This is a genomic window from Kosakonia sp., from assembly GCF_032052965.1.
Lineage (GTDB): Bacteria > Pseudomonadota > Gammaproteobacteria > Enterobacterales > Enterobacteriaceae > Kosakonia.
In genome coordinates, this window is record NZ_DAMBVN010000015.1 from 1 (window position 1) to 22390 (window position 22390).

A 22390-nucleotide genomic window follows, 5' to 3' on the forward strand; every position below is an offset into this window, starting at 1 on the left:
CGACCTTCGGGTTATGAGCCCGACGAGCTACCAGGCTGCTCCACCCCGCGTCCGTGGAAGCGCACTATACGCTGCAAACATTATGATGCAACCTTTTTTTTGCCCTGGTACGCAATTAACGGAGATTATGTGTAAAAACAGTACAATTAGTTCGTTTTTTGCACGGAATTTGTGTCAGGTTGCGCTGACGCATTTCATTAGCGAGTGGGGTTTGTTATCTTCACCCCGCTCCGGGTTAACCAGAAGATGAGAGAGAATGAAAGGACGTTGGGTTAAGTACGCACTCACGGGAGCGATGGTTGCTATCCTCGCAGCCTGTACTTCTAAACCGACCGATCGCGGTCAACAATATAAAGACGGGAAATTTTCCCAGCCATTTTCCCTGGTGAATCAGCCCGACGCCGTTGGTGCCCCAATTAATGCTGGCGATTTTTCTGAGCAAGTGAGCCAGATTCGCAGCGCCGCGCCACGCCTCTATACCAGTCAAAGTAATCTCTATAATGCCATCCAGGATTGGCTGCGCGCCGGTGGTGATACGCGCACTCTGCGTCAGTTCGGCCTTGACGCCTGGCAGATGGAAGGTACCGATAATTACGGCAACGTCCAGTTCACCGGCTATTACACCCCGGTTATTCAGGCGCGCCATACGCGTCAGGGCGAGTTCCAGTATCCTATTTACCGTATGCCGCCCAAACGCGGCCGTCTGCCCTCACGTGCGGAGATCTATGCAGGTGCGCTGAGCGAAAGCTACGTGCTGGCTTACAGCAATTCGCTGATGGATAACTTCATTATGGATGTGCAGGGCAGCGGTTATATCGACTTTGGCGACGGCAGCCCGCTTAACTTCTTTAGTTATGGTGGTAAAAATGGCCATGCCTACCGCAGTATCGGCAAAGTGCTGATCGATCGCGGAGAAGTAAAGAAAGAAGATATGTCGATGCAGGCTATCCGTGAATGGGGCGCAAAACACAGCGAAGCGGAAGTGCGCGCACTGCTGGAAGAGAATGCCTCGTTTGTGTTCTTTAAACCGCAGTCCTGGGCGCCGGTAAAAGGGGCCAGTGCGGTGCCGTTGATTGGCCGGGCTTCTGTTGCCTCCGATCGTAGCGTGATCCCGCCGGGAACGACGCTGCTGGCCGAAGTACCCCAGTTGGATAATAACGGTAAATTTAACGGCCAGTATGAGTTACGTTTGATGGTGGCGCTGGATGTCGGCGGCGCTATCAAAGGCCAGCACTTCGATATTTACCAGGGTATTGGCCCGGATGCCGGTCATCGCGCTGGCTGGTACAACCATTATGGCCGCGTCTGGGTGCTGAAAAACGCGCCAGGCACGGGCGGCGTCTTCAGCGGCTGAGTGTGGTAAACTTCTTCCCTTGCCCGAATCCGGGCGAGGGGAGTTTCCTTGTTTTCATGTCTGAGGTTTTATGTCTGTAGTCATCAGCGACGCCTGGCGCCAGCGCTTTGGCGGTACGGCGCGTTTATACGGTGAAAATGCCCTGCAATGGTTTGCCGAGGCGCATATTTGCGTGGTGGGCATTGGCGGCGTTGGTTCCTGGGCGGCGGAAGCGCTGGCAAGAACGGGTATCGGCGCCATCACGCTGATTGATATGGATGATGTCTGCGTGACCAATACCAACCGTCAGATCCATGCCCTGCGCGACAACGTCGGCCTGGCAAAAGCGGAGGTGATGGCAGACCGCATACGGCAGATCAATCCGGAATGTGTGGTCACGGTCATTGATGATTTCGTTACGGTCGACAACGTGGCCGAACTGATGAGCCGTGGTTACAGCTATGTGATCGATGCCATTGATAGCGTTCGCCCGAAAGCGGCGCTGATCGCCTGGTGTCGTCGCAACAAGATCCCGCTGGTCACCACCGGTGGCGCGGGCGGGCAGATTGATCCTACCCAGATCCAGGTGAGCGATCTGGCGAAGACGATTCAGGATCCGCTGGCGGCAAAATTGCGCGAGCGGCTGAAAAGTGATTTCGGTGTGGTGAAGAACAGCAAAGGTAAACTGGGCGTGGACTGCGTGTTTTCCAGCGAGGCGCTGGTTTATCCGCAGGCGGATGGTTCCGTCTGTGCGATGAAAAGCACGGCGGAAGGGCCAAAACGGATGGACTGCGCCTCGGGCTTTGGTGCGGCAACTATGGTCACCGCGACCTTTGGCTTTGTCGCGGTGTCCCATGCGTTAAAAAAATTGATGGCGAAAGCCTCGCGTCAGGCCAGCGCCTGACGGGCGGCATCCTGTACGGCGGCGGCCAGCGCCGCCAGCCCCTGACTACGCGACGCGCTAAGCTGCGCGCGCAGACCAAGCTCATCAAACAATGCCAGCGGATCGCCTTTCAGCAGATCGGCGGGCTGCTTCCCTTCTATTGAGGTTAATAACACCGCCATTAATCCGCGCACAATCCGGCCTTCACTGTCGCCAAAGAAATGCAGGCGGCCATCGGCCGCAGGCGTCGCGCCCAGCCAGACACGATTTTCACAACCGGGAATTTCCCGCGCCAGGGCTTTGAGTTCGTCACTGGCTGCAGGCAGCTGTTTGCCCAGCATGATCAGCTGGCGGTATTTATCTTCCCACTGGGTGAGCGCACCAAAGGTCTGGCGCAGTGTTTCTTCGGTGATCACGGAGCCGAACGGGTGTCCGGCAAAAGCTGTGTTTGTCATTCATCCACCAGTATTTCCAGCGCGCGGTCAACAGCGTTCACCAACGCATCTACATCATGTTGCGTATTATACGGGGCGAAAGAAGCCCGCAATGTGCCTTTTACGCCAAGGGCTGCCAACAGCGGTTGCGCGCAGTGCTGCCCGGCACGCAGAGCGATACCGTAGCCCGCCAGCAGTGTCACCATATCGCTGTGATGGACGCCGGCAAAATCAAACGCCAGCAGGCTGGAGTCCTGGCAGCGGAACGAGCGAAACCCCGGACGCTGCGCCAGTTTCTCTTCCGCAAGCGTTGCCAGGCCCCGGCTATAGCTTTCTGCCTGGGCGTTATCCTGGGTGTTCAGCCATTCAAGGGCGGCGCTCAGGCCAATCACACCAGCCACATTTGGTGTGCCCGCTTCCAGTTTGTAGGGCGCAGGTTGCGTAGTAAAACCATCGAAAGAGACTTCGGTGATCATCTTGCCGCCGCCAAGCCACGGCGACATTGCCTCCAGCAGAGCGGTTTTTCCATACAGCACGCCGATCCCATTTGGGCCATACAACTTATGGCCCGAAAAAGCATAAAAATCGATATCCAGCCGCTGAACATCCGCCGGAAAATGCACCACGCCTTGTGCGCCATCCACCATCACGACCATACCCGCCGCATGCGCAAGGGTAATGGCACGCTGGAGATCCGGGCAGCCGCCAGTGACGTTCGACATTTGGCCCAGCGCCAGGATGCGGCTACGCGGGGTAATGAGCTGCGCAAGTTGCGCGATGTCTGGCAGGTGATCGGCGCCCAGCGGTAGTTTGACGACCCGTGCGCCAGTCTGCTGAGCGACCATCAGCCAGGGCACCAGGTTAGCGTGATGCTCGGCTTCGCTGACGATGATTTCATCGTCGGGTTGCAGCCGTGGCCGGCCATAACTCTGCGCCACCATATTGATGGATTCCGTGGTGCCGCGTGTCCAGACAATATTTTTACCGGAGGGGGCGTTAATCAGCGCTGCGACTTGATCCCGGGCGGCCTCATAGCGCGCAGTCAGTTGTTGTGCCTCGGCAAACTGGCTGCGGTGTACGTTTCCGGCACTCAGGCTGTAGAACTGTTGGGTGGCATCGATCACCGTCTGCGGTTTTAAGGCAGTGGCGGCGCTGTCGAGATAGACGCCAGCATCAGCAAGTGCCGGAAACTGGGCGCGAAAAAGCGATGGATTAAATGCGTTCATGGGATTCCTCATGCCAATGATGCGATCGTCGCGCAATTTTTCCCCCGGAGCAAGGATGTTGCGCACCATCAGAATTGTCTGTTTGTCCTGGCAGAGTCGGCGAAGCAGGTTATGCTGGATAATGTTAGTTAAATGTTTTGGCCTCTTCCCGGAAGAGGTTTTCACAGCATTAATTGCCAAAAGGAGAAGAAGATGAAAAAGGCTGCCGCAATTATATCTGCCTGTATGTTTACTTTTGCACTGAGCGCCTGTTCTGGTCCGAACTATGCCCTGCATACCAATGACGGGCGGACTATCGTCTCTGAGGGGAAACCGAAAACGGACGATCAAACAGGATTGATTTCTTATAAAGATGCCAACGGGAATGAGCAGCAGATTAACCGTACTGACGTGAAAGAGATGGTTGCGCTGGAGAAAAACTAAGCCAGTGCAGGGTAAAAAAAAGCACCGCAATTTTGCGGTGCTACATTAATCACTATGGACAGACAGGGTAAATGTACAGGAAGTGAAAAAGGGGTAGCGTTGCTACCGGGGTCTGAATAGCAGACCAATTGCAAACACAACAACACAACATCACAACCGTAAGCCAAAAGCCCTTCAGAACACGCATTCCAAAAAAAGCTTCTCGTTCCGGCTCAGGAAGTGCCGCCACTATAGGTATTTGCTGGTAGAAGCTCAACGGACAATTTATAATGGCTCAGATAAAAAAAACTAATAGGTTAACCATTGTTTCCTGTTTGTTAAATTGAGTTTACATCTAAGCCTGATAACCATGTCCAAGCGATTACCACCACTGAATGCATTACGTGTTTTTGATGCCGCTGCCCGCCATTTAAGTTTTACTCGCGCTGCTGATGAGCTTTTTGTGACGCAGGCCGCAGTAAGCCATCAAATCAAGTCTCTCGAGGATTTCCTCGGCCTGAAACTCTTCCGGCGGCGCAACCGATCGTTGCTGCTTACTGAAGAAGGTCAAAGCTATTTTCAAGATATCAAAGAGATTTTTTCTCAGCTGAATGAAGCGACCCGCAAGCTCCAGGCGCGTAGCGCGAAAGGGGCGTTGACGGTCAGTTTATTACCCAGTTTTGCCATTCAATGGCTGGTGCCCAGACTCTCAAGCTTTAACTCAGCTTATCCGGGAATCGATGTGCGTATCCAGGCGGTGGATCGTGAAGAGGATAAACTGGCGGATGATGTCGACGTGGCGATTTTTTATGGCCGTGGTAACTGGCCAGGCCTGCGCGTTGAAAAATTGTACGCAGAATATCTGCTTCCTGTCTGTTCGCCGTTGCTGCTTACGGGCGATAAGCCCTTGAAGAAACCCGAAGATCTGGCGCAGCACACATTATTACACGACGCATCCCGCCGGGACTGGCAAACTTATACGCGCCAGTTAGGTCTTAATCTCAACGTCCAGCAAGGGCCGATATTTAGCCATAGCTCAATGGTGCTGCAGGCGGCTATCCACGGGCAGGGCATTGCGCTGGCCAATAACGTGATGGCGCAATCCGAAATTGAGGCGGGTCGGCTGGTCTGTCCTTTTAATGATGTTTTGGTCAGTAAAAATGCGTTTTATCTGGTTTGTCATGACAGTCAGGCAGAACTGGGTAAAATAGCCGCCTTCCGTCAGTGGATACTGGCAAAAGCGGCAAACGAACAGGAAAAATTCCGTTTTCGCTACGAACAATAATTCGCACGCTGTTGCGTGTATGACTTTTAGGGTAACCACATGACCAGCCGTTTTATGCTGATTTTCGCCGCGGTAAGCGGTTTTGTGTTTGTCGCGCTGGGTGCGTTTGGCGCGCATGTTTTACAAAAATCATTGGGCGTGATCCAGATGAGCTGGATCCAGACCGGCCTCGAATACCAGGCATTCCATACGCTGGCTATTTTTGGGCTGGCAGTGGCGATGCAACGCCGCATCAGTATCTGGTTCTACTGGAGCAGTGTTTTTCTGGCGTTGGGTACGGTGCTGTTTAGCGGCAGTCTCTACTGTCTGGCGCTGTCGGGTTTACGCCTGTGGGCGTTTGTTACACCAGTCGGTGGTGTGTGTTTTTTAATCGGCTGGACATTAATGTTTATTGGCGCAATCCGTTTGAAACGTAAGGGCGTTGTTCATGAATAAAGTGGTGTTGCTGTGCCGCCCAGGTTTTGAGAAAGAGTGTGCCGCAGAGATTACCGATAAAGCCGGCCGCCGTGAGGTGTTTGGTTTTGCGCGTGTGAAAGAGAACGCGGGGTATGTGGTTTTCGAATGCTACCAGCCCGACGATGCCGACAAACTGGCGCGCGAGCTGCCGTTTAGCTCCCTGATCTTTGCCCGCCAGATGTTCGTGGTCGGCGAATTGCTAAAAGACCTGCCGCCGGAAGATCGCATTACGCCGATCGTCGGCATGCTGCAGGGCGTAGTGGATAAAGGCGGCGATCTGCGTGTTGAAGTCGCAGATACCAACGAAAGCAAAGAGCTGATGAAGTTCTGCCGTAAGTTCACCGTGCCGCTGCGTGCGGCGCTGCGTGAGGCTGGCGTGCTGGCGCGGAGCGATTCGCCGAAACGCCCGGTGGTGCATATCTTCTTCATTGCGCCTGGCTGTTGTTATACCGGCTACTCCTACTCCTTTAACAACTCACCGTTCTATATGGGCATTCCCCGGCTTAAATTTCCGTCCGATGCGCCGAGCCGCTCAACACTGAAACTGGAAGAGGCTTTCCACGTCTTTATTCCGGCGGATGAGTGGGACGAACGCCTGGCTAACGGTATGTATGCGGTAGATTTGGGCGCGTGCCCCGGCGGCTGGACCTATCAGCTGGTGAAACGCAACATGTGGGTCTACTCGGTAGATAACGGCCCGATGGCGCAAAGTCTGATGGACACCGGGCAGGTGACGTGGCTGCGGGAAGATGGCTTCCGCTATCGCCCTAACCGCAACAACATCTCCTGGATGGTGTGCGATATGGTGGAAAAACCGGCGAAGGTTGCCGCGTTGATGGCGCAGTGGCTGACGCAGGGCTGGTGCCGTGAAACCATTTTCAACCTTAAATTGCCCATGAAAAAGCGCTACGAAGAGGTGTCTAACAATCTGGCGTATATCCAGGCGCAACTGGATGAGCACGGTATTGCAGCACAGATCCAGGCCCGCCAGTTGTACCACGATCGTGAAGAAGTCACGGTGCATGTGCGCCGGATGTGGGCTGCGGTGGGCGGTCGCCGGGACGAACGCTGATCACCGTGCGCGTTTATTGCCTGAGCCCTCTGAAAAAAACGCCTGCGAAAGCAGGCGTTTTTTTTCAGGCTCATTTGCCCGCTTTTGCCAGCTCTTTAACTAACGGCAGCATAATGCGCATCACATCGCGGCTGCGGCGTTCAATGCGGCCTGGCAGGGCGTGGTCAATATATTGCTGGTTATCCAGCCGGGCATTGTGGCGGCTGATACCGTCCGGGAAGGCTTTCGATTTTGCCCGTTGTTGCTCGCCATCTTTATTACCTAAAGACCAGTTTGCGGCTTCCACCGACAGCACAGGAATGCCTGCCTTATCAAAAATCTCGGCGTCGTTGCAGCAACTGGTGCCTTTGGGGTAACGGGCATTCAACCCTAGATTACTGGTGGCCGCAATGCCCAGCGAGCGGGCCAGGGCTAAAGCCCGATCCCGCGTCAGTTTGCGCACGGAAGCGGGCGTATTCTTACCGCTGTTGAAATAAAGCTTATCGCCGACGATTAAATTATTCAGGTTGATCACCAACAGGGTGTGTTTCTTCTCTACATCGCTCATGCGATCCAGCAAGTTTGTGGCACCGAGCCTGCCTTCCTCTTCGCCGCTGGTGGCGATAAAACGGATGCTGTATTGCGTCTGCACGGGTTTAAGCGCCTGCGCCAGTTCCAGCATCACTCCCAGACTGGCCGCATTATCGTCAATGCCCTGCAGCGTTAAACCGCCCAGGTTGTTGTCGACATCGGCATCGCTGCGCGGCGCATACGTATCGAGATGCGCCATAATGATGATTTGCAGCGGCGACTTGCCACTGTGCGCGGCGATGACGGTACTGCCGGTCACGTTTTGCCAGCTCTGCTGATTATCTTTTGCCGTGTAGCTGTAACGCGTTTTGAATTTACGAATATTACTCTCGTACCCCATTTGCGTGAACTGCTGCTGAAGATAGTCAGCCGAGAGCATTTCTGCGGGGGTTCCGGTCATGCGGCCAGGAAATAGAGTGGCAATATGACGCGCCTGTTGGTTGGCAAACTCACCGGGCTGGGAAGGGCGGGCATGCGCCGGGAGGATAAAGCATACGCCGAGCGCCAGAGCAGCGGTACGGTGGCGCAATGCGGAAAACATAGAGAATCCTTTATGCAGTATTATTTTTGACGCGCTTAGTATGAAACTGTGACCCGCTTTACACAATTTCATTTTTCTTAACCTTGCGAAAATGCTGGCGTTAAGCACTTTTTGGTATTTGCTTTGCCTGAGCGTTATTCCTTTGCGGAACTACTCATTCCAATTCGTAATTTCATTCGTTCTAAGCCGCCCCCTATAGTCCCTCTATTACTGGCTGTGAGTGAGTTGTCGCGTTGTGGATTACCTGCCGTTATTTGCTGCTGTAAAAGACCGCCCGGTTTTGGTGATTGGTGGCGGCGAGATCGCCGCGCGCAAAATCACTTTTTTGCGTCGTGCCGGGGCACGCGTCCTGATCGTGGCGCGGCATCTGGAGCCAGAGCTTTTGACGCTTGCCGAACAGCAGGCGGTTCAGTGGCTGGCGAGCGAGTTTGATGAATCCCAACTGGACAATGTCTTTCTGGTGATAGCTGCGACCGACGACAGCGCGCTTAACCGCCGTGTTTTTGATGCCGCCAATGTGCGCCACCGTCTGGTGAACGTGGTGGATGACCAGCCGTTGTGTTCCTTTATTTTCCCGTCGATTGTTGATCGATCGCCCCTGTTGGTGGCCATTTCGTCCGGCGGCAACGCGCCGGTGCTGGCACGCCTGCTACGCGAAAAAATCGAGGCGTTACTGCCGGGCAATCTGGGGCGCATGGCTGAGGTGGCCGGGCGCTGGCGCACGCGCATTAAAGCTTTTCGTCGCTCGACAGATGAGCGTCGGCGTTTTTGGGAGAGCGCCTTTCGCGGGCGTTTTGCCAGTCTGATGGCTGCCGGAGATGAACCGGCGGCAGAAAAAGCGCTGGAAGCAGAACTGACGCAGCCTGGTTCTGCAGGCGGGGAGATTATCCTTGTCGGTGCCGGGCCTGGCGATGCCGGGCTGCTAACGCTTCGCGGTTTGCAAGTGATCCAGCAGGCGGATGTGGTTTTTTACGATCATCTGGTCAGCGCGCAAGTGCTGGAGCTTACCCGCCGTGACGCCGAAAAAATTTGCGTTGGCAAACGTGCCGGCGGGCATGCGGTAGCGCAACACGATACCAATCGAATGTTGGTAGACGCTGCCCGCGAAGGGAAAACGGTGGTGCGCCTCAAAGGTGGCGATCCGTTTATTTTCGGCCGTGGCGGTGAAGAGTTACAGGCCGCGGCGCAGGCTGGCATCCCTTTTCAGGTGGTGCCTGGCGTGACGGCGGCATCGGGCGCTACCGCGTATGCCGGTATTCCGCTGACGCACCGGGATTTTGCCCAAAGCGTGACTTTTGTCACCGGGCATTACAAGGCCGACAGCGCGCCATTCGACTGGTCACTGCTGGCGCAAAGCCGCCAGACGCTGGCTATTTATATGGGCACGATGAAAGCGGCGGAAATCAGCGCCCAACTGATCGCCCACGGGCGCGACAAAACAACCCCGGTCGCGGTGATCGCACGTGGTACGCGCACGGATCAACATGTGTCGACCGGCACACTGGAACAACTTGAGGAACTGGCGAAAGCGGCCCCCATGCCCGCTTTGTTAGTGATAGGCGAAGTGGTTCGGCTGCATCACGAACTCGCCTGGTTCCGGCATACGACAGGAACGGAAGCGTTCGACGCTTCTGTGATTAATCTGGCTTAAGGAATGGTTATGGACCAAAAACGACTCACTCATCTGCGACAACTGGAAGCGGAAAGCATCCATATCATCCGCGAAGTGGCCGCCGAATTTTCCAACCCGGTGATGATGTATTCCATCGGCAAAGATTCCAGCGTGATGCTGCACCTGGCGCGTAAAGCCTTTTACCCCGGCACGCTGCCGTTCCCGCTGCTGCACGTGGACACTGGCTGGAAATTCCGTGAGATGTATGAATTCCGTGACCGTACCGCGAAAGCCTACGGGTGTGAGCTACTGGTGCATAAAAACCCGGAAGGGGTGGCGATGGGGATCAACCCGTTCGTGCATGGCAGTGCAAAACATACCGACATCATGAAAACCGAAGGACTGAAGCAGGCGCTGAATAAGTACGGTTTTGATGCGGCTTTCGGCGGCGCGCGCCGGGACGAAGAGAAATCCCGTGCGAAAGAGCGTATTTACTCTTTCCGTGACCGTTTCCACCGCTGGGACCCGAAAAACCAGCGTCCGGAATTGTGGCATAACTACAACGGGCAAATTAATAAAGGCGAAAGCATTCGCGTGTTCCCGTTGTCGAACTGGACTGAACTGGATATCTGGCAGTATATCTACCTGGAAAATATCGAGATTGTTCCGCTGTATCTGGCGGCTGAGCGCCCGGTACTGGAGCGTGACGGCATGCTGATGATGATTGATGACGATCGAATCGATCTGCAGCCGGGTGAAGTGATCGCGCAGCGGATGGTGCGTTTCCGTACGCTCGGTTGCTGGCCGCTGACCGGGGCGGTGGAGTCGGAAGCGCAGACCCTGCCGGAGATCATTGAAGAGATGCTGGTTTCCACCACCAGTGAACGTCAGGGCCGCGTGATTGATCGCGACCAGGCCGGCTCGATGGAGCTGAAAAAACGTCAGGGATATTTCTAAGGAGCCGCCATGAACACCACAATTGCACAACAAATTGCTAATGAAGGCGGCGTCGAAGCTTACCTGCATGCCCAGCAGCACAAAAGTCTGCTGCGCTTTCTGACCTGCGGCAGCGTCGATGACGGCAAAAGTACGTTAATCGGCCGTCTGTTGCATGACACTCGCCAGATCTACGAGGATCAACTCTCCACGCTGCATAACGACAGTAAGCGTCACGGCACCCAGGGCGAAAAACTGGACCTGGCGCTGCTGGTCGACGGGTTACAGGCGGAGCGCGAGCAGGGCATCACCATTGATGTCGCTTACCGTTACTTCTCCACGGAGAAGCGAAAATTTATCATTGCTGATACCCCAGGGCATGAGCAGTACACCCGCAATATGGCGACCGGTGCGTCGACGTGCGATCTGGCGATCCTGTTGATGGATGCGCGTAAAGGCGTGCTGGATCAGACCCGTCGCCACAGTTTTATCTCCACGCTGCTGGGGATTAAACATCTGGTCGTTGCGGTAAACAAAATGGATCTGGTGGCGTTTAGCGAAGAAACCTTCGAAAGCATCCGTCAGGACTATCTGACCTTTGCTGAACAACTGCCGGGTAATCTGGATATTCGCTTTGTGCCGCTGTCGGCGCTGGAAGGCGACAACGTGGCCAGCCAGAGCGCGCAAATGCCGTGGTACAGCGGCCCGACACTGCTTGAAGTGCTGGAAACCGTTGAGATTCAACGTGTTGTTGACACGCAGCCGATGCGCTTCCCGGTACAGTATGTGAACCGCCCGAACCTGGACTTTCGTGGCTTCTCCGGCACGCTGGCCTCCGGCGTGGTGAGGGTCGGCCAGCGCATCAAGGTGCTGCCGTCTGGCGTCGAGTCGGCCATTGCACGCATTGTCACCTTTGATGGCGATCTGCAAGAAGCCGGTGCAGGCGAGGCGATCACGTTGGTGCTGAAAGATGAAATTGATATCAGCCGTGGCGACCTGATCCTGGATGCGCAGGAGACGCTACCCGCGGTGCAGAGCGCAGCGCTCGACGTCGTCTGGATGGCGGAGCAACCGTTGCAAGCGGGGCAAAGCTACGACGTAAAAGTCGCGGGCAAGAAAACCCGTGCCCGCGTGGATAACATTCACTATCAGGTGGATATCAATAACCTGACTCAGCGCCAGGTGGAAAGCCTGCCGTTGAACGGCATTGGGCTGGTGGATTTGACCTTTGATGAACCGCTAACGCTGGATGCCTACCAGCAGAACCCGGTGACAGGCGGCATTATCTTTATTGATCGACTGAGTAATGTGACCGTGGGTGCAGGGATGGTACGTGAAGTGTACCAGCAGCAACAGGCCAGCGCCGGGGAGTTCAGCGCCTTCGAACTGGAGCTGAATCAGCTGATTCGTAAGCACTTCCCGCACTGGGGCGCGCGCGATCTGCTGGGAGGTAAGTAATGGCGCAGCATGACAAAAACGTCGTCTGGCATGCTCATCCGGTCACGGCTGAGCAGCGCGAGCAACTCCACGGTCATCGTGGGGTTGTGCTGTGGTTTACCGGGCTATCCGGCTCGGGCAAATCCACTGTCGCCGGGGCGTTGGAAGAGGCGCTGCATCGCGCAGGGGTCAGCACCTATTTGCTGGATGGCGATAATGTGCGCCACGGCTTATGCAGCGATCTGGGCTTTAGCGATGCCGATCGTAAGGAGAACATCCGCCGGGTGGGCGAAGTCGCCCGTCTGATGGTCGACTCGGGGCTGGTGGTGTTAACCGCTTTTATTTCTCCGCACCGGGCAGATCGCCAGATGGTGCGCGAACGCCTGGGAGAAGGGCGTTTTATCGAAGTGTTTGTCGATACGCCGTTAGCGATTTGCGAAGCGCGCGATCCGAAGGGACTGTATAAGAAAGCGCGTGCGGGTGAACTGCGTAATTTCACCGGTATCGACTCGGTTTACGAAGCGCCGGATTCACCGGAAGTTCACCTCGACGGAGAACAATTGGTAACAAATTTGGTGAGCCAATTATTCGATCTCCTCCGACAGGGCGATATTATCAGATCCTGAGACGGTACTGGCGATACCCGCCATCTTCAGGTCACCCCGGCGTTTACTCACGCGCTTCCTGATGATTGCGCGTATCCCCTTTTGCCGGTCGTTCAGGTAACAGGATCAGATATGCGCAACAGTCAGAACATCACCCTCTCCCGGTCAGAGTCGCTAACGACTCCGACACACGACGAAACCACATGGTCGCTACCCGGCGCCGTAGTGGGATTCATCGCATGGCTGCTTGCGCTGGCGATCCCGTTCATGATCTATGGCCCCAATACCCTGTTCTTCTTTCTCTACACCTGGCCCTTCTTTCTGGCGTTGATGCCCGTTTCGGTGGTGGTCGGCATTGCGCTGCACTCGTTGCTGAGTGGTAAACTGCTGTTCAGTAGCGTGGCGACACTGCTCACCGTGATCGCGATGTTCGGCGTGCTGTTTATGTGGCTGCTTGGCTAAGCAGAGACCTGCTTCAAACGGTAACGCAGGTTAAGGCAATGTGTCCGGTATGTAGACTACGGATCGGCGTACAAATATGCTAAAGTCGGCGCTTGCGCGGTATCACCCGGCCCCGGAGTGGAGCCTGACAAAAAGTTATGGGATGATGATGCCGTTTTTCAGGGGGCAGGATGGGTAAACTAACGCTGCTATTGCTGGCTTTGCTGGTCTGGCTACAGTACTCGCTGTGGTTTGGCAAGAATGGTCTGCACGATTACGGCCGCGTCAGCGAAGATGTGGCAGCACAGCAGGCGACGAACGCCAAATTAAAAGCGCGCAACGATCAGCTTTTCGCCGAAATTGACGACCTCAATGGCGGTCAGGAAGCTATCGAGGAACGTGCACGTAATGAATTAACCATGACGAAACCGGGCGAAACCTTTTATCGTCTGGTGCCGGATGCATCGAAACGCACGCCGGGGTCAGCGCAAAACACACAAAATACACAAAACAGACCTTAACCAGTCCCGGATTTACGACATGTCAGCAATGATTCCGGACGTCTGTGCTGTGGTGCCGGCCGCCGGATTCGGCCGCCGCATGCAAACGGAATGTCCTAAGCAGTATCTCTCCATCGGCGATAAAACGATCCTTGAGCACGCGGTTTCCGCGCTGCTCGCGCACCCGCGCGTTGGCCGGGTGATCATCGCTGTGAGTCCTGGCGACGAACGCTTCGCCAGTCTTTCCCTTGCTCAACATCCGCAGATCACGGTGGTGGATGGCGGTGCCGAGCGTGCCGATTCCGTGCTGGCGGGGCTGAAAGCCGTCGCGGGCGCAGAGTGGGTGCTGGTGCACGATGCTGCGCGCCCGTGCCTGCATCAGGATGATCTCGAACGTCTGCTGCAATTGAGCGCCACCAGCCGCATTGGCGGCATTCTTGCAGCCCCGGTACGCGATACCATGAAACGCGCTGAACCGGGGAAAACCGCGATTGCCCATACCGTTGAGCGCAATGATTTATGGCATGCGCTGACGCCGCAATTTTTCCCGCTGGCGCTGCTGCATGACTGCCTTGTTCGGGCGATGAACGACGGGGCGGTCATTACAGATGAAGCATCGGCGCTGGAACATTGCGGTTTCCATCCGGAGCTAGTCGCCGGGCGAGCAGACAATATCAAAGTGACACGACCTGAAGATTTACGACTCGCAGAATTCTATCTGACCCATTCAGACCTCCAGGAGAAAGCATAAATGCGCATAGGACACGGTTTTGACGTACACGCCTTTGGCGGAGAAGGCCCGATTATTATCGGTGGCGTACGCATTCCCTATGAAAAAGGGCTGCTGGCGCACTCCGATGGCGATGTGGCGCTGCACGCGCTGACCGATGCCCTGCTGGGTGCTGCGGCGCTGGGTGATATAGGAAAGCTCTTTCCGGATACTGACGCGTCCTTCAAAGGCGCAGACAGCCGTGGGCTGCTGCGCGAAGCCTGGCGCCGTATTCAGGCCAAAGGTTATACCCTGGGTAACGTTGACGTCACCATCATTGCGCAGGCTCCCAAAATGTTGCCGCATATTCCGCAAATGCGAGTTTTTATTGCCGAAGATCTCGGCTGCCACATGGATGATGTCAACGTAAAAGCCACCACCACCGAGAAGCTTGGTTTTACCGGGCGTGGCGAAGGTATTGCCTGTGAAGCGGTCGCGCTGCTGGTAAAGGCGGCCAAATGATCGATTTTGATGATTTGACTTTTTTGCACGGGAAACCGGTTAGCAAGGGTGTATTGAAGGCCAGCCCGGAAGATTTTGTGGTGGTGGAAGATCTTGGCTTCAAACCGGATGGCGAGGGCGAGCACATTCTTGTCCGAATTCTGAAAAAAGGGTGTAACACGCGCTTCGTCGCTGACGCGCTGGCAAAATTCCTTAAAATTCATGCACGCGAAGTGAGTTTCGCCGGGCAGAAAGATAAGCATGCTGTCACGGAGCAGTGGCTGTGTGCGCGCGTGCCGGGTAATGCAATGCCGGATCTCAGCGCATTTCAGCTTGAGGGCTGCACAGTGCTGGAGTATGCCCGTCATAAACGCAAACTGCGTCTGGGTGCCTTACAGGGGAATGCTTTTACGCTGGTGTTACGTGAAATCAGCGATCGTGCAGATGTTGAAACGCGTTTGCAGACCATCATGGAGCAGGGCGTGCCTAACTATTTTGGCGCGCAGCGTTTTGGCATCGGTGGCAGTAACCTGCAGGGCGCGCTGCGTTGGGCGCAGAGTGATGCGCCTGTGCGCGATCGTAATAAGCGCAGTTTCTGGTTGTCGGCGGCACGCAGTGCATTGTTTAACCAGATCGTAAGCGAGCGACTGAAGAAAACGGACTTTAATCAAGTTGTTGATGGCGATGCGCTACAATTAGCGGGGCGCGGCAGTTGGTTCGTTGCCACCCCGGAAGAGCGGGTGGAACTGCAATCGCGCGTTGACGATAAAGCGTTGCTGGTGACCGCAGCGCTGCCGGGCAGCGGTGAATGGGGAACTCAGCGTGAAGCGCTGGCCTTTGAACAATCAGCCATTGCCGATGCGCCGGAATTACAGGCGCTGCTGCAGCGCGAGAAGGTCGAGGCCGCACGCCGTGCAATGCTGCTCTATCCGCAGTCGCTTTGCTGGGACTGGTGGGATGATACCACTGTCGAAATACGTTTCTGGTTGCCGGCGGGAAGCTTTGCAACCAGTGTTATCAGGGAACTCATTAACACATCGGGTGATTATGCGAATATTGCTGAGTAACGATGACGGGGTCCATGCGCCGGGTATCCAGACGCTGGCTAAGGCTCTCAGGGAGTTTGCCGATGTTCAGGTCGTCGCTCCCGATCGTAACCGCAGCGGCGCATCGAATTCGTTGACGCTTGAATCCTCGCTCCGAACTTTTACGTTTGATAACGGCGACATTGCCGTACAGATGGGCACCCCGACGGACTGTGTCTATCTTGGCGTTAATGCGCTCATGCGTCCGCGACCAGACGTCGTTGTCTCGGGTATTAACGCCGGGCCAAATCTTGGCGATGATGTTATCTATTCCGGGACTGTCGCCGCCGCAATGGAAGGCCGCCATCTGGGCTTCCCCGCGCTAGCGGTGTCGCTCAACGGTCATACCCACTATCAAACCGCGGCAGCGGTCACCTGCTCAATCCTGCGGGCGCTGAGCCGCGAGCCGCTGCGTACCGGACGGATTCTCAATATCAATGTGCCGGATCTCCCGCTTGAGGAGATCAAAGGCATCCGTGTTACCCGCTGTGGCAGCCGCCATCCGGCCGATCAGGTGATCCCGCAGGAAGATCCCCGTGGCAATACGCTGTACTGGATTGGGCCGCCTGGTGAGAAATGCGATGCCGGGCCGGACACCGATTTTGCCGCCATTGATGAAGGTTACGTCTCCGTCACGCCGCTGCATGTGGATTTAACGGCTTACAGCGCGCATGATGTGGTGTCGGGTTGGTTGGAGCGTGCCGGGGTGAACAGGCAATGGTAAGCAAACGCGTACAGGATCTTCTCGCTCAATTACGCGCGCAAGGCATCAAAAATGAACAGGTGCTTGAGGCGCTGTCATTGGTGCCGCGCGAGAAATTTATCGATGAAGCGTTTGAACATAAAGCGTGGGAAAACGTCGCGCTGCCGATTGGCCAGGGGCAAACTATTTCCCAGCCTTATATGGTAGCGCGAATGACCGAGCTGCTGGAATTGACCCCAGCCTCCCGCGTGCTGGAGATCGGTACAGGCTCCGGGTATCAAACGGCCATCCTGGCGCAACTGGTGCACCATGTCTGCTCCGTTGAGCGAATTAAAGGATTGCAGTGGCAGGCGCGTCGACGGCTGAAACAGCTGGATTTGCACAATGTCTCTACGCGGCACGGTGATGGCTGGCAAGGCTGGCAGGCGCGCGCGCCGTTTGATGCGATTATCGTCACCGCCGCACCGCCGGAAATTCCAGCTGCGCTCATGGCGCAGTTGGATGAGGGCGGCATTCTCGTTTTGCCCGTGGGCGATGAACAACAGCAGTTGAAGCGTGTTCGTCGGCGTGGCAGCGAATTTATTATCGATACCGTTGAAGCCGTGCGCTTTGTTCCGCTGGTAAGAGGCGAACTGGCCTGAGAAACAGAGTTTTCCTGGGTTTTTCAGGCAATAACAGCGTATGGTGGGCAAATTTGCCGCCGACGTTAGCGGTTATTTTTTAAGTCATTGGTAACATACATATTGTTGGGGGAAAAATGAGCACGGGAAGCCCTAAATTCACCGTACGTCGTGTTGCGGCAGTGTCGCTGGTTTCAATTTGGCTGGCGGGGTGTTCAAATTCCACTAACGCGCCAGCGCCTGTGAGTTCCGTAGGCGGCACTAGCAGCGCAAGTTCCGGTTCCAGTTCCGGCGGGATGCTGATTACTCCGCCGCCAAAACTGGGCACTTCTGCACAGCAGCAACCACAAATTCAACCGGTGCAGCGTCCGACTGTACAGCCCACACAGATCCAGCCTGTGGCTCAGCAGCCTGTGCAGACCGTGAATGGTCGTATCGTCTATAACCGCCAGTATGGGAACATTCCGAAAGGTAGCTATACGGGCGGCAGCACTTATACCGTTAAACGCGGGGATACGCTGTTTTATATCGCCTGGATCACCGGGAACGATTTCCGCGATTTGGCGCAGCGAAACCACGTTGCAGCCCCGTATGGACTGGAAGTCGGGCAAACGCTGCAGGTTGGCAATGCATCTGGTACACCAATTACTGGCGGAAATGCAATAACTCAGGCTGATGCAACTGCGCAAGGAATCGTCTCAAAACCTGCACAAAATTCAACCGTAGTGGTTGCTTCAAAACCGACAATTACGTATTCTGAGGATTCAGGTGAACAAAGTGCTAATAAAATGTTGCCTAATAACAAGCCTGCAACAGTAGTTACAGCGCCTGTTACTGCACCCTCTGTTAGCACAACCGAACCGACTGCCAGCAGTACTTCCACCAGTTCGCCAATCTCTTCCTGGCGCTGGCCGACTGAGGGCAAAGTTATCGATAACTTCTCTGCTACCGAAGGTGGCAACAAGGGGGTCGATATCTCGGGTAGCAAAGGACAGGCTATCGTCGCGACCGCAGATGGGCGCGTTGTATATGCCGGTAATGCGCTACGCGGTTACGGGAACCTCATCATTATTAAACATAACGATGATTACCTGAGCGCCTACGCCCATAACGATACGATGCTGGTCCGGGAACAACAAGAAGTTAAGGCGGGGCAGAAAATAGCTACCATGGGTAGCACCGGAACCAGTTCTACACGCTTGCATTTTGAAATTCGTTACAAGGGGAAATCCGTTAACCCGCTGCGTTATTTGCCGCAGCGATAAATCGGTGCAAAGTGTTTGAAACACGCCTTTGTTGAGCCGTTGCAGCGCGCGCAGATGCCGCTGCAACGGGCGAAATAAAGTGTGGTTTGGCGCTTTGCCCAGGGATCACGGGTAGGAGCCACCTTATGAGTCAGAATACGCTGAAAGTTCATGATCTAAATGAAGATGCGGAATTTGATGAGAACGGAGCAGAGGTTTTTGACGAAAAAGCCTTAGTAGAAGAGGAACCCAGTGATATCGACCTGGCCGAAGAGGAGTTGTTATCGCAGGGTGCCACCCAGCGTGTTTTAGACGCGACTCAGCTGTACCTGGGCGAAATTGGATATTCCCCATTATTAACGGCCGAAGAAGAAGTCTATTTTGCACGCCGTGCATTACGTGGAGATGTTGCCTCCCGCCGTCGCATGATCGAAAGTAACCTGCGTCTGGTGGTTAAAATTGCCCGTCGTTACAGCAATCGTGGTCTGGCGCTGCTGGATCTGATTGAAGAGGGTAATCTGGGCTTGATCCGCGCTGTTGAAAAATTCGACCCTGAACGTGGGTTCCGTTTCTCAACATATGCGACCTGGTGGATCCGTCAGACCATTGAACGGGCGATTATGAATCAAACCCGTACCATTCGTCTGCCGATTCACATTGTTAAAGAGCTGAACGTCTATCTGCGTACAGCGCGCGAGTTGTCCCATAAGCTGGACCACGAGCCGAGTGCGGAAGAGATTGCCGAACAGCTGGATAAACCCGTTGATGATGTCAGCCGTATGCTGCGTCTCAATGAGCGCATTACCTCAGTTGACACCCCGCTGGGTGGTGATTCTGAAAAAGCGCTGCTGGATATCCTGGCCGATGAAAAAGACAACGGCCCGGAAGACACCACGCAGGACGATGATATGAAGCAAAGCATCGTCAAATGGCTGTTCGAACTGAACGCCAAACAGCGTGAAGTGCTGGCGCGTCGTTTCGGTCTGCTGGGTTATGAAGCTGCGACACTGGAAGATGTTGGCCGCGAAATTGGCCTGACGCGTGAACGTGTTCGCCAGATTCAGGTTGAAGGTCTGCGTCGTTTGCGTGAAATCCTGCAAACGCAAGGGCTGAATATCGAAGCGCTGTTCCGCGAATAAGCACCTATTCAAGCCAAAAAGGCCGGTCGCATACGCTCCGGCCTTTTTCTTTGCCTGTTTTCCGGCTACTGCGCTTGTGCCGTTTCCTGCAAGTGACGCCAGACCCGCCGGTCGCCTTCCTGTCTGAATACTACCGTTGACCAGCGTACATTTCCCCCGGACGGCAGACTGTGCGTTTCCTGGTAGCGCAGCACGGCGCCATCCTGCCACTCCGCCAGTACTTCAATGCAGTCCACCTGGATACGCAGCCCCGGTCGGACACCGCATTGCGCACGGAAAAAATCCGCCAGCGTGGCGTTATCAAGGCATGCGCCGCTGAGCGTTACCATCGTGAAATCCGGAGCAAACCGCGCCAGCAATGGTTCAAGGGGGCCTTCCCCCCGGCTAAGCCAGTTCTCAATGGCGATATGGGCATTAATCACTTCTGTGATGTTCGGGTTCATAACTTCTCCTGACGAAGGTGGTGAAGGGTGTGCCGGTTATCCAGCCGGAATGCGGCAAACAGAGGCAAAAGTGAGATAAACGCCGCCGCGCTGAAGGTCCAGCGCCAGGCCTGCACCTGCGGCAGAACCTGCTGAAGCAGCCCCAGCCAAAGCGTCAGTGCAGTAGCGCCTGACAAAAAACTCAACTGTCGGTTGATGTTCCACAGTGCTGTGGCATCGGGCATATCCTGATGTGAGACGGTCAAAAAGGCGCTGCTTTGCGCAGTACTACTACACAAACTGCCGCCTGCGCCCATTAACCCAAACGCGGCAATAAGCATGCTGTACGCGCTCCCCGGCGTGATGGCGGTCAGCATCAGAATGCCGACGGCCTGCAGCAGACAGCCGCTAATAATGAGCGGCCTGGGGCCGACGCGATTGAAAAATTTACCGCTAACCAGAATGGCGATAAACGATGCCAGCGACCATGGGATCATTAATGCGCCGCTGGCGGCGGGCGTCATTCTCAGCGTCTGTTGCAGGTAAAACATCCCGACGACACTAATGCCAATAAACATCCCTGGCACGCAGAGGTAAACCACCATGGCAAAGCGCAGCAACGAGTTTCTTAGCAGCTGCAAGTGCAGCAGTCGCTTACTCCCTGCCGTTATCGGTGTTTCGTTAAGCCAAAGGCAGGCCAGCAGCAACGCCATGAGGGCTACAGGCACAGTAGCGAAGAAGGTCCAGCGCCAGTTTAAGGTTTGTACCAACAGTCCGCCGACCGCAGGCGAGCATGCAGGAGCCAGCAGGGCAACCAGCATAACCACGGAGGAGATTTTTGCGCGCTGATGCGGCGGGAACTGTTGCCACGTCAGAGCCTGTCCCACCGGGATCAGCAGACCACCGCCGACCCCCTGTATTACGCGCCAGAAAATCAGGCTGGCGAGCGAACCCGCGAGCCCGGCAGCAAGAGCGGCGGCGCTGAACACTGCCAACGACAGTATAAACAGCCGCCGTGCGCCAACCCGGCGTGTGAGCCATGCACTCAATGGCATGACCAGTGTCAGCCCGGCGATATAGCCATTGCTGACCCAGGCCAGTGCGGAGACGGAAGCCTGCAGTGTGGCCGCCATCGCCGGAAAGGCGACACTGGCAATAAACATATTGATTAAGTCGAGAAAAAAGCCCAGCAGGTAAACCACCGCGACTTTATTGCGATAAGCCATTCTTCATCCTCCGGAGTGGGTGCGGTAATGTAGCGGCCGAAAGCAGCGGGATAAACGGCGACAGCGGCGATATACTGTCAAATTATTTTTGACAGTAACGGGGCGCGCATGCTCAATTTGCAACGGATGACCTTCTTTGTGGCGGTGGTGGACAGCGGCAGTTTTACCGCCGCCGCCGCTGCGCTGGGGCAGACCAAAGCCGTGGTGAGTTTTAATATTCGCCAGCTGGAAAATGAGCTGGGAGTAACCTTGCTTCTGCGATCTACCCGCCGTCTGACGCTGACCGATGCGGGCACGCTGTTTTATCAACGAGGGGTGGAGTTGTTAAATGCCGCGGTGAACTTGCAGGATGAGGTGAGGGCCAGTCACACCGGGCTGAGTGGTGAACTGCGCATTACCACCACGCCGGAATATGGCGTGCAGGTCGTGATCCCTGCACTTGCGGCGTTCAGCCAGCTTCATCCGGCGCTGCGTATCCGTCATGTGGCGTCCTCGCATCATGCGGATTTGATTTCAGATCGTTTTGATGTGGCCATTCGTCTCGGCCAGCTTGCTGATTCTCGTTATCGCGCGGCTTTACTCTCGCAATTTGCGATTTTGCCCGTCGCCGCGCCGCAGTGGCTGGCGACACAGCCTGTCACCTCGCTGGAGATGCTCGCGCAGACGCAGTGGATCATCCACGAACGGCTCACTACACCGCTGCGCTGGCAGGTGTGCGATGCCAGTGGCAACAGTGAAACGCTGGAAATTAAAACCGCAATGCGTTTGTCGGCAGACAGTGCTCAGGCGTTGATGGCCTTTGCCCTTGCCGGGTGCGGAGTGGCTTTGCTGCCGGAGTGGCTGGTGAGACGTGCGCTGGCAGAAGGGCGGTTAGTCCACGTTTTGCCCGCATATACCTTTAGGCAGCAAGGAGTTTATGCTTTGTACGCAGATGCACAGCATGTTCCGGCTAAAGTGCGCGCTTTTGTCGACTTCCTGCGCGCACGGCTTGATTAGCGCGACATCATT

General features: G+C 55.5%; 25 protein-coding genes. 20 read left to right on the plus strand and 5 right to left on the minus strand.

Annotated features, from left to right (window positions below):
• The first annotated feature begins 256 nt into the window (after window positions 1-256).
• Window positions 257-1354: a murein transglycosylase A gene (gene mltA / locus RTX30_RS16610; RefSeq protein ID WP_312691268.1), complete on the plus strand. Its 1098-nt coding sequence runs from the start codon at window positions 257-259 to the stop codon at window positions 1352-1354.
• 70 nt (window positions 1355-1424) lie between these two features.
• A complete protein-coding gene (gene tcdA / locus RTX30_RS16615; RefSeq protein WP_312691269.1) occupies window positions 1425-2237 on the plus strand; it encodes a tRNA cyclic N6-threonylcarbamoyladenosine(37) synthase TcdA in 813 nt (270 codons plus the stop codon).
• Here the strand turns inward: tcdA and csdE are convergent.
• A complete protein-coding gene (gene csdE / locus RTX30_RS16620; protein WP_312691270.1) occupies window positions 2222-2671 on the minus strand; it encodes a cysteine desulfurase sulfur acceptor subunit CsdE in 450 nt (149 codons plus the stop codon). The two genes, tcdA and csdE, sit on opposite strands and share 16 nt — an antisense overlap.
• Window positions 2668-3876, minus strand: coding sequence for a cysteine desulfurase CsdA (csdA, locus tag RTX30_RS16625; RefSeq protein WP_312691271.1), 1209 nt, complete (start codon window positions 3874-3876; stop codon window positions 2668-2670). Before csdA ends, csdE begins: the two co-directional genes overlap by 4 nt.
• A 192-nt stretch (window positions 3877-4068) precedes the next feature.
• On the opposite strand from csdA, the gene RTX30_RS16630 reads away from it, so the two are divergent.
• The 4 genes from RTX30_RS16630 to rlmM all read left to right on the plus strand — a co-directional run bounded on the left by RTX30_RS16630 (window position 4069) and on the right by rlmM (window position 7091).
• Window positions 4069-4299: a YgdI/YgdR family lipoprotein gene (locus RTX30_RS16630; protein ID WP_312691272.1), complete on the plus strand. Its 231-nt coding sequence runs from the start codon at window positions 4069-4071 to the stop codon at window positions 4297-4299.
• A gap of 349 nt (window positions 4300-4648) precedes the next feature.
• Window positions 4649-5563 carry a glycine cleavage system transcriptional regulator GcvA gene (gcvA, locus tag RTX30_RS16635; protein ID WP_312691273.1) on the plus strand — a complete coding sequence of 305 codons (915 nt, stop codon included), beginning with the start codon at window positions 4649-4651 and terminating at the stop codon, window positions 5561-5563.
• Window positions 5564-5602: 39 nt separating this feature from the next.
• Entirely contained in the window at window positions 5603-5998 is a 396-nt protein-coding gene (locus RTX30_RS16640) for a DUF423 domain-containing protein (protein ID WP_312691274.1), read from the plus strand.
• Window positions 5991-7091 (plus strand): 23S rRNA (cytidine(2498)-2'-O)-methyltransferase RlmM, encoded by a 1101-nt coding sequence (gene rlmM / locus RTX30_RS16645; RefSeq protein ID WP_312691275.1) that lies wholly within the window; start codon window positions 5991-5993, stop codon window positions 7089-7091. Before RTX30_RS16640 ends, rlmM begins: the two co-directional genes overlap by 8 nt.
• A 70-nt stretch (window positions 7092-7161) precedes the next feature.
• Here the strand turns inward: rlmM and RTX30_RS16650 are convergent, their stop codons facing one another.
• Window positions 7162-8202, minus strand: a complete 1041-nt coding sequence (locus RTX30_RS16650; RefSeq protein WP_312691276.1) for an aminopeptidase — start codon at window positions 8200-8202, stop codon at window positions 7162-7164.
• A gap of 235 nt (window positions 8203-8437) precedes the next feature.
• Between RTX30_RS16650 and cysG the strand changes: the two genes are divergently transcribed.
• The 13 genes from cysG (at window position 8438) to rpoS (ending at window position 19734) form a co-directional block, all read left to right on the plus strand.
• The gene (gene cysG / locus RTX30_RS16655) at window positions 8438-9853 is read left to right on the plus strand and encodes a siroheme synthase CysG (protein WP_312691367.1); all 1416 of its coding nucleotides are present in this window, start codon (window positions 8438-8440) and stop codon (window positions 9851-9853) included.
• Window positions 9854-9862: 9 nt separating this feature from the next.
• Entirely contained in the window at window positions 9863-10771 is a 909-nt protein-coding gene (gene cysD, locus RTX30_RS16660) for a sulfate adenylyltransferase subunit CysD (RefSeq protein WP_312691277.1), read from the plus strand.
• A gap of 9 nt (window positions 10772-10780) precedes the next feature.
• Window positions 10781-12208, plus strand: a complete 1428-nt coding sequence (gene cysN, locus RTX30_RS16665) for a sulfate adenylyltransferase subunit CysN (protein WP_312691278.1) — start codon at window positions 10781-10783, stop codon at window positions 12206-12208.
• On the plus strand, window positions 12208-12813 hold the full coding sequence (gene cysC, locus RTX30_RS16670) for an adenylyl-sulfate kinase (protein WP_312691279.1): 606 nt from the start codon (window positions 12208-12210) through the stop codon (window positions 12811-12813). The genes cysN and cysC overlap by 1 nt, the downstream gene beginning before the upstream one ends.
• A gap of 111 nt (window positions 12814-12924) precedes the next feature.
• Window positions 12925-13254, plus strand: a complete 330-nt coding sequence (locus RTX30_RS16675; protein WP_312691280.1) for a DUF3561 family protein — start codon at window positions 12925-12927, stop codon at window positions 13252-13254.
• Window positions 13255-13424: 170 nt separating this feature from the next.
• Window positions 13425-13754, plus strand: coding sequence for a cell division protein FtsB (gene ftsB / locus RTX30_RS16680; RefSeq protein ID WP_312691281.1), 330 nt, complete (start codon window positions 13425-13427; stop codon window positions 13752-13754).
• Window positions 13755-13773: 19 nt separating this feature from the next.
• On the plus strand, window positions 13774-14484 hold the full coding sequence (gene ispD / locus RTX30_RS16685) for a 2-C-methyl-D-erythritol 4-phosphate cytidylyltransferase (RefSeq protein WP_312691282.1): 711 nt from the start codon (window positions 13774-13776) through the stop codon (window positions 14482-14484).
• Window positions 14485-14964 (plus strand): 2-C-methyl-D-erythritol 2,4-cyclodiphosphate synthase, encoded by a 480-nt coding sequence (gene ispF / locus RTX30_RS16690; RefSeq protein WP_312691283.1) that lies wholly within the window; start codon window positions 14485-14487, stop codon window positions 14962-14964. It begins immediately after the preceding gene.
• On the plus strand, window positions 14961-16010 hold the full coding sequence (gene truD, locus RTX30_RS16695; RefSeq protein ID WP_312691284.1) for a tRNA pseudouridine(13) synthase TruD: 1050 nt from the start codon (window positions 14961-14963) through the stop codon (window positions 16008-16010). The genes ispF and truD overlap by 4 nt, the downstream gene beginning before the upstream one ends.
• Window positions 15991-16752, plus strand: a complete 762-nt coding sequence (gene surE / locus RTX30_RS16700) for a 5'/3'-nucleotidase SurE (RefSeq protein ID WP_312691285.1) — start codon at window positions 15991-15993, stop codon at window positions 16750-16752. Before truD ends, surE begins: the two co-directional genes overlap by 20 nt.
• The gene (locus RTX30_RS16705; RefSeq protein WP_312691286.1) at window positions 16746-17372 is read left to right on the plus strand and encodes a protein-L-isoaspartate(D-aspartate) O-methyltransferase; all 627 of its coding nucleotides are present in this window, start codon (window positions 16746-16748) and stop codon (window positions 17370-17372) included. The genes surE and RTX30_RS16705 overlap by 7 nt, the downstream gene beginning before the upstream one ends.
• A 116-nt stretch (window positions 17373-17488) precedes the next feature.
• Window positions 17489-18616, plus strand: a complete 1128-nt coding sequence (gene nlpD / locus RTX30_RS16710) for a murein hydrolase activator NlpD (protein ID WP_409429826.1) — start codon at window positions 17489-17491, stop codon at window positions 18614-18616.
• Window positions 18617-18741: 125 nt separating this feature from the next.
• Window positions 18742-19734 (plus strand): RNA polymerase sigma factor RpoS, encoded by a 993-nt coding sequence (gene rpoS / locus RTX30_RS16715; RefSeq protein WP_312691287.1) that lies wholly within the window; start codon window positions 18742-18744, stop codon window positions 19732-19734.
• A gap of 65 nt (window positions 19735-19799) precedes the next feature.
• Here rpoS and RTX30_RS16720 read toward each other — a convergent pair whose 3' ends face one another.
• Window positions 19800-20177 carry a DUF4440 domain-containing protein gene (locus tag RTX30_RS16720; protein WP_312691288.1) on the minus strand — a complete coding sequence of 126 codons (378 nt, stop codon included), beginning with the start codon at window positions 20175-20177 and terminating at the stop codon, window positions 19800-19802.
• Window positions 20174-21382 carry an MFS transporter gene (locus RTX30_RS16725; protein WP_312691289.1) on the minus strand — a complete coding sequence of 403 codons (1209 nt, stop codon included), beginning with the start codon at window positions 21380-21382 and terminating at the stop codon, window positions 20174-20176. Before RTX30_RS16725 ends, RTX30_RS16720 begins: the two co-directional genes overlap by 4 nt.
• A gap of 108 nt (window positions 21383-21490) precedes the next feature.
• Between RTX30_RS16725 and RTX30_RS16730 the strand changes: the two genes are divergently transcribed.
• On the plus strand, window positions 21491-22378 hold the full coding sequence (locus RTX30_RS16730; RefSeq protein WP_312691290.1) for a LysR family transcriptional regulator: 888 nt from the start codon (window positions 21491-21493) through the stop codon (window positions 22376-22378).
• Window positions 22379-22390: the final 12 nt, after the last annotated feature.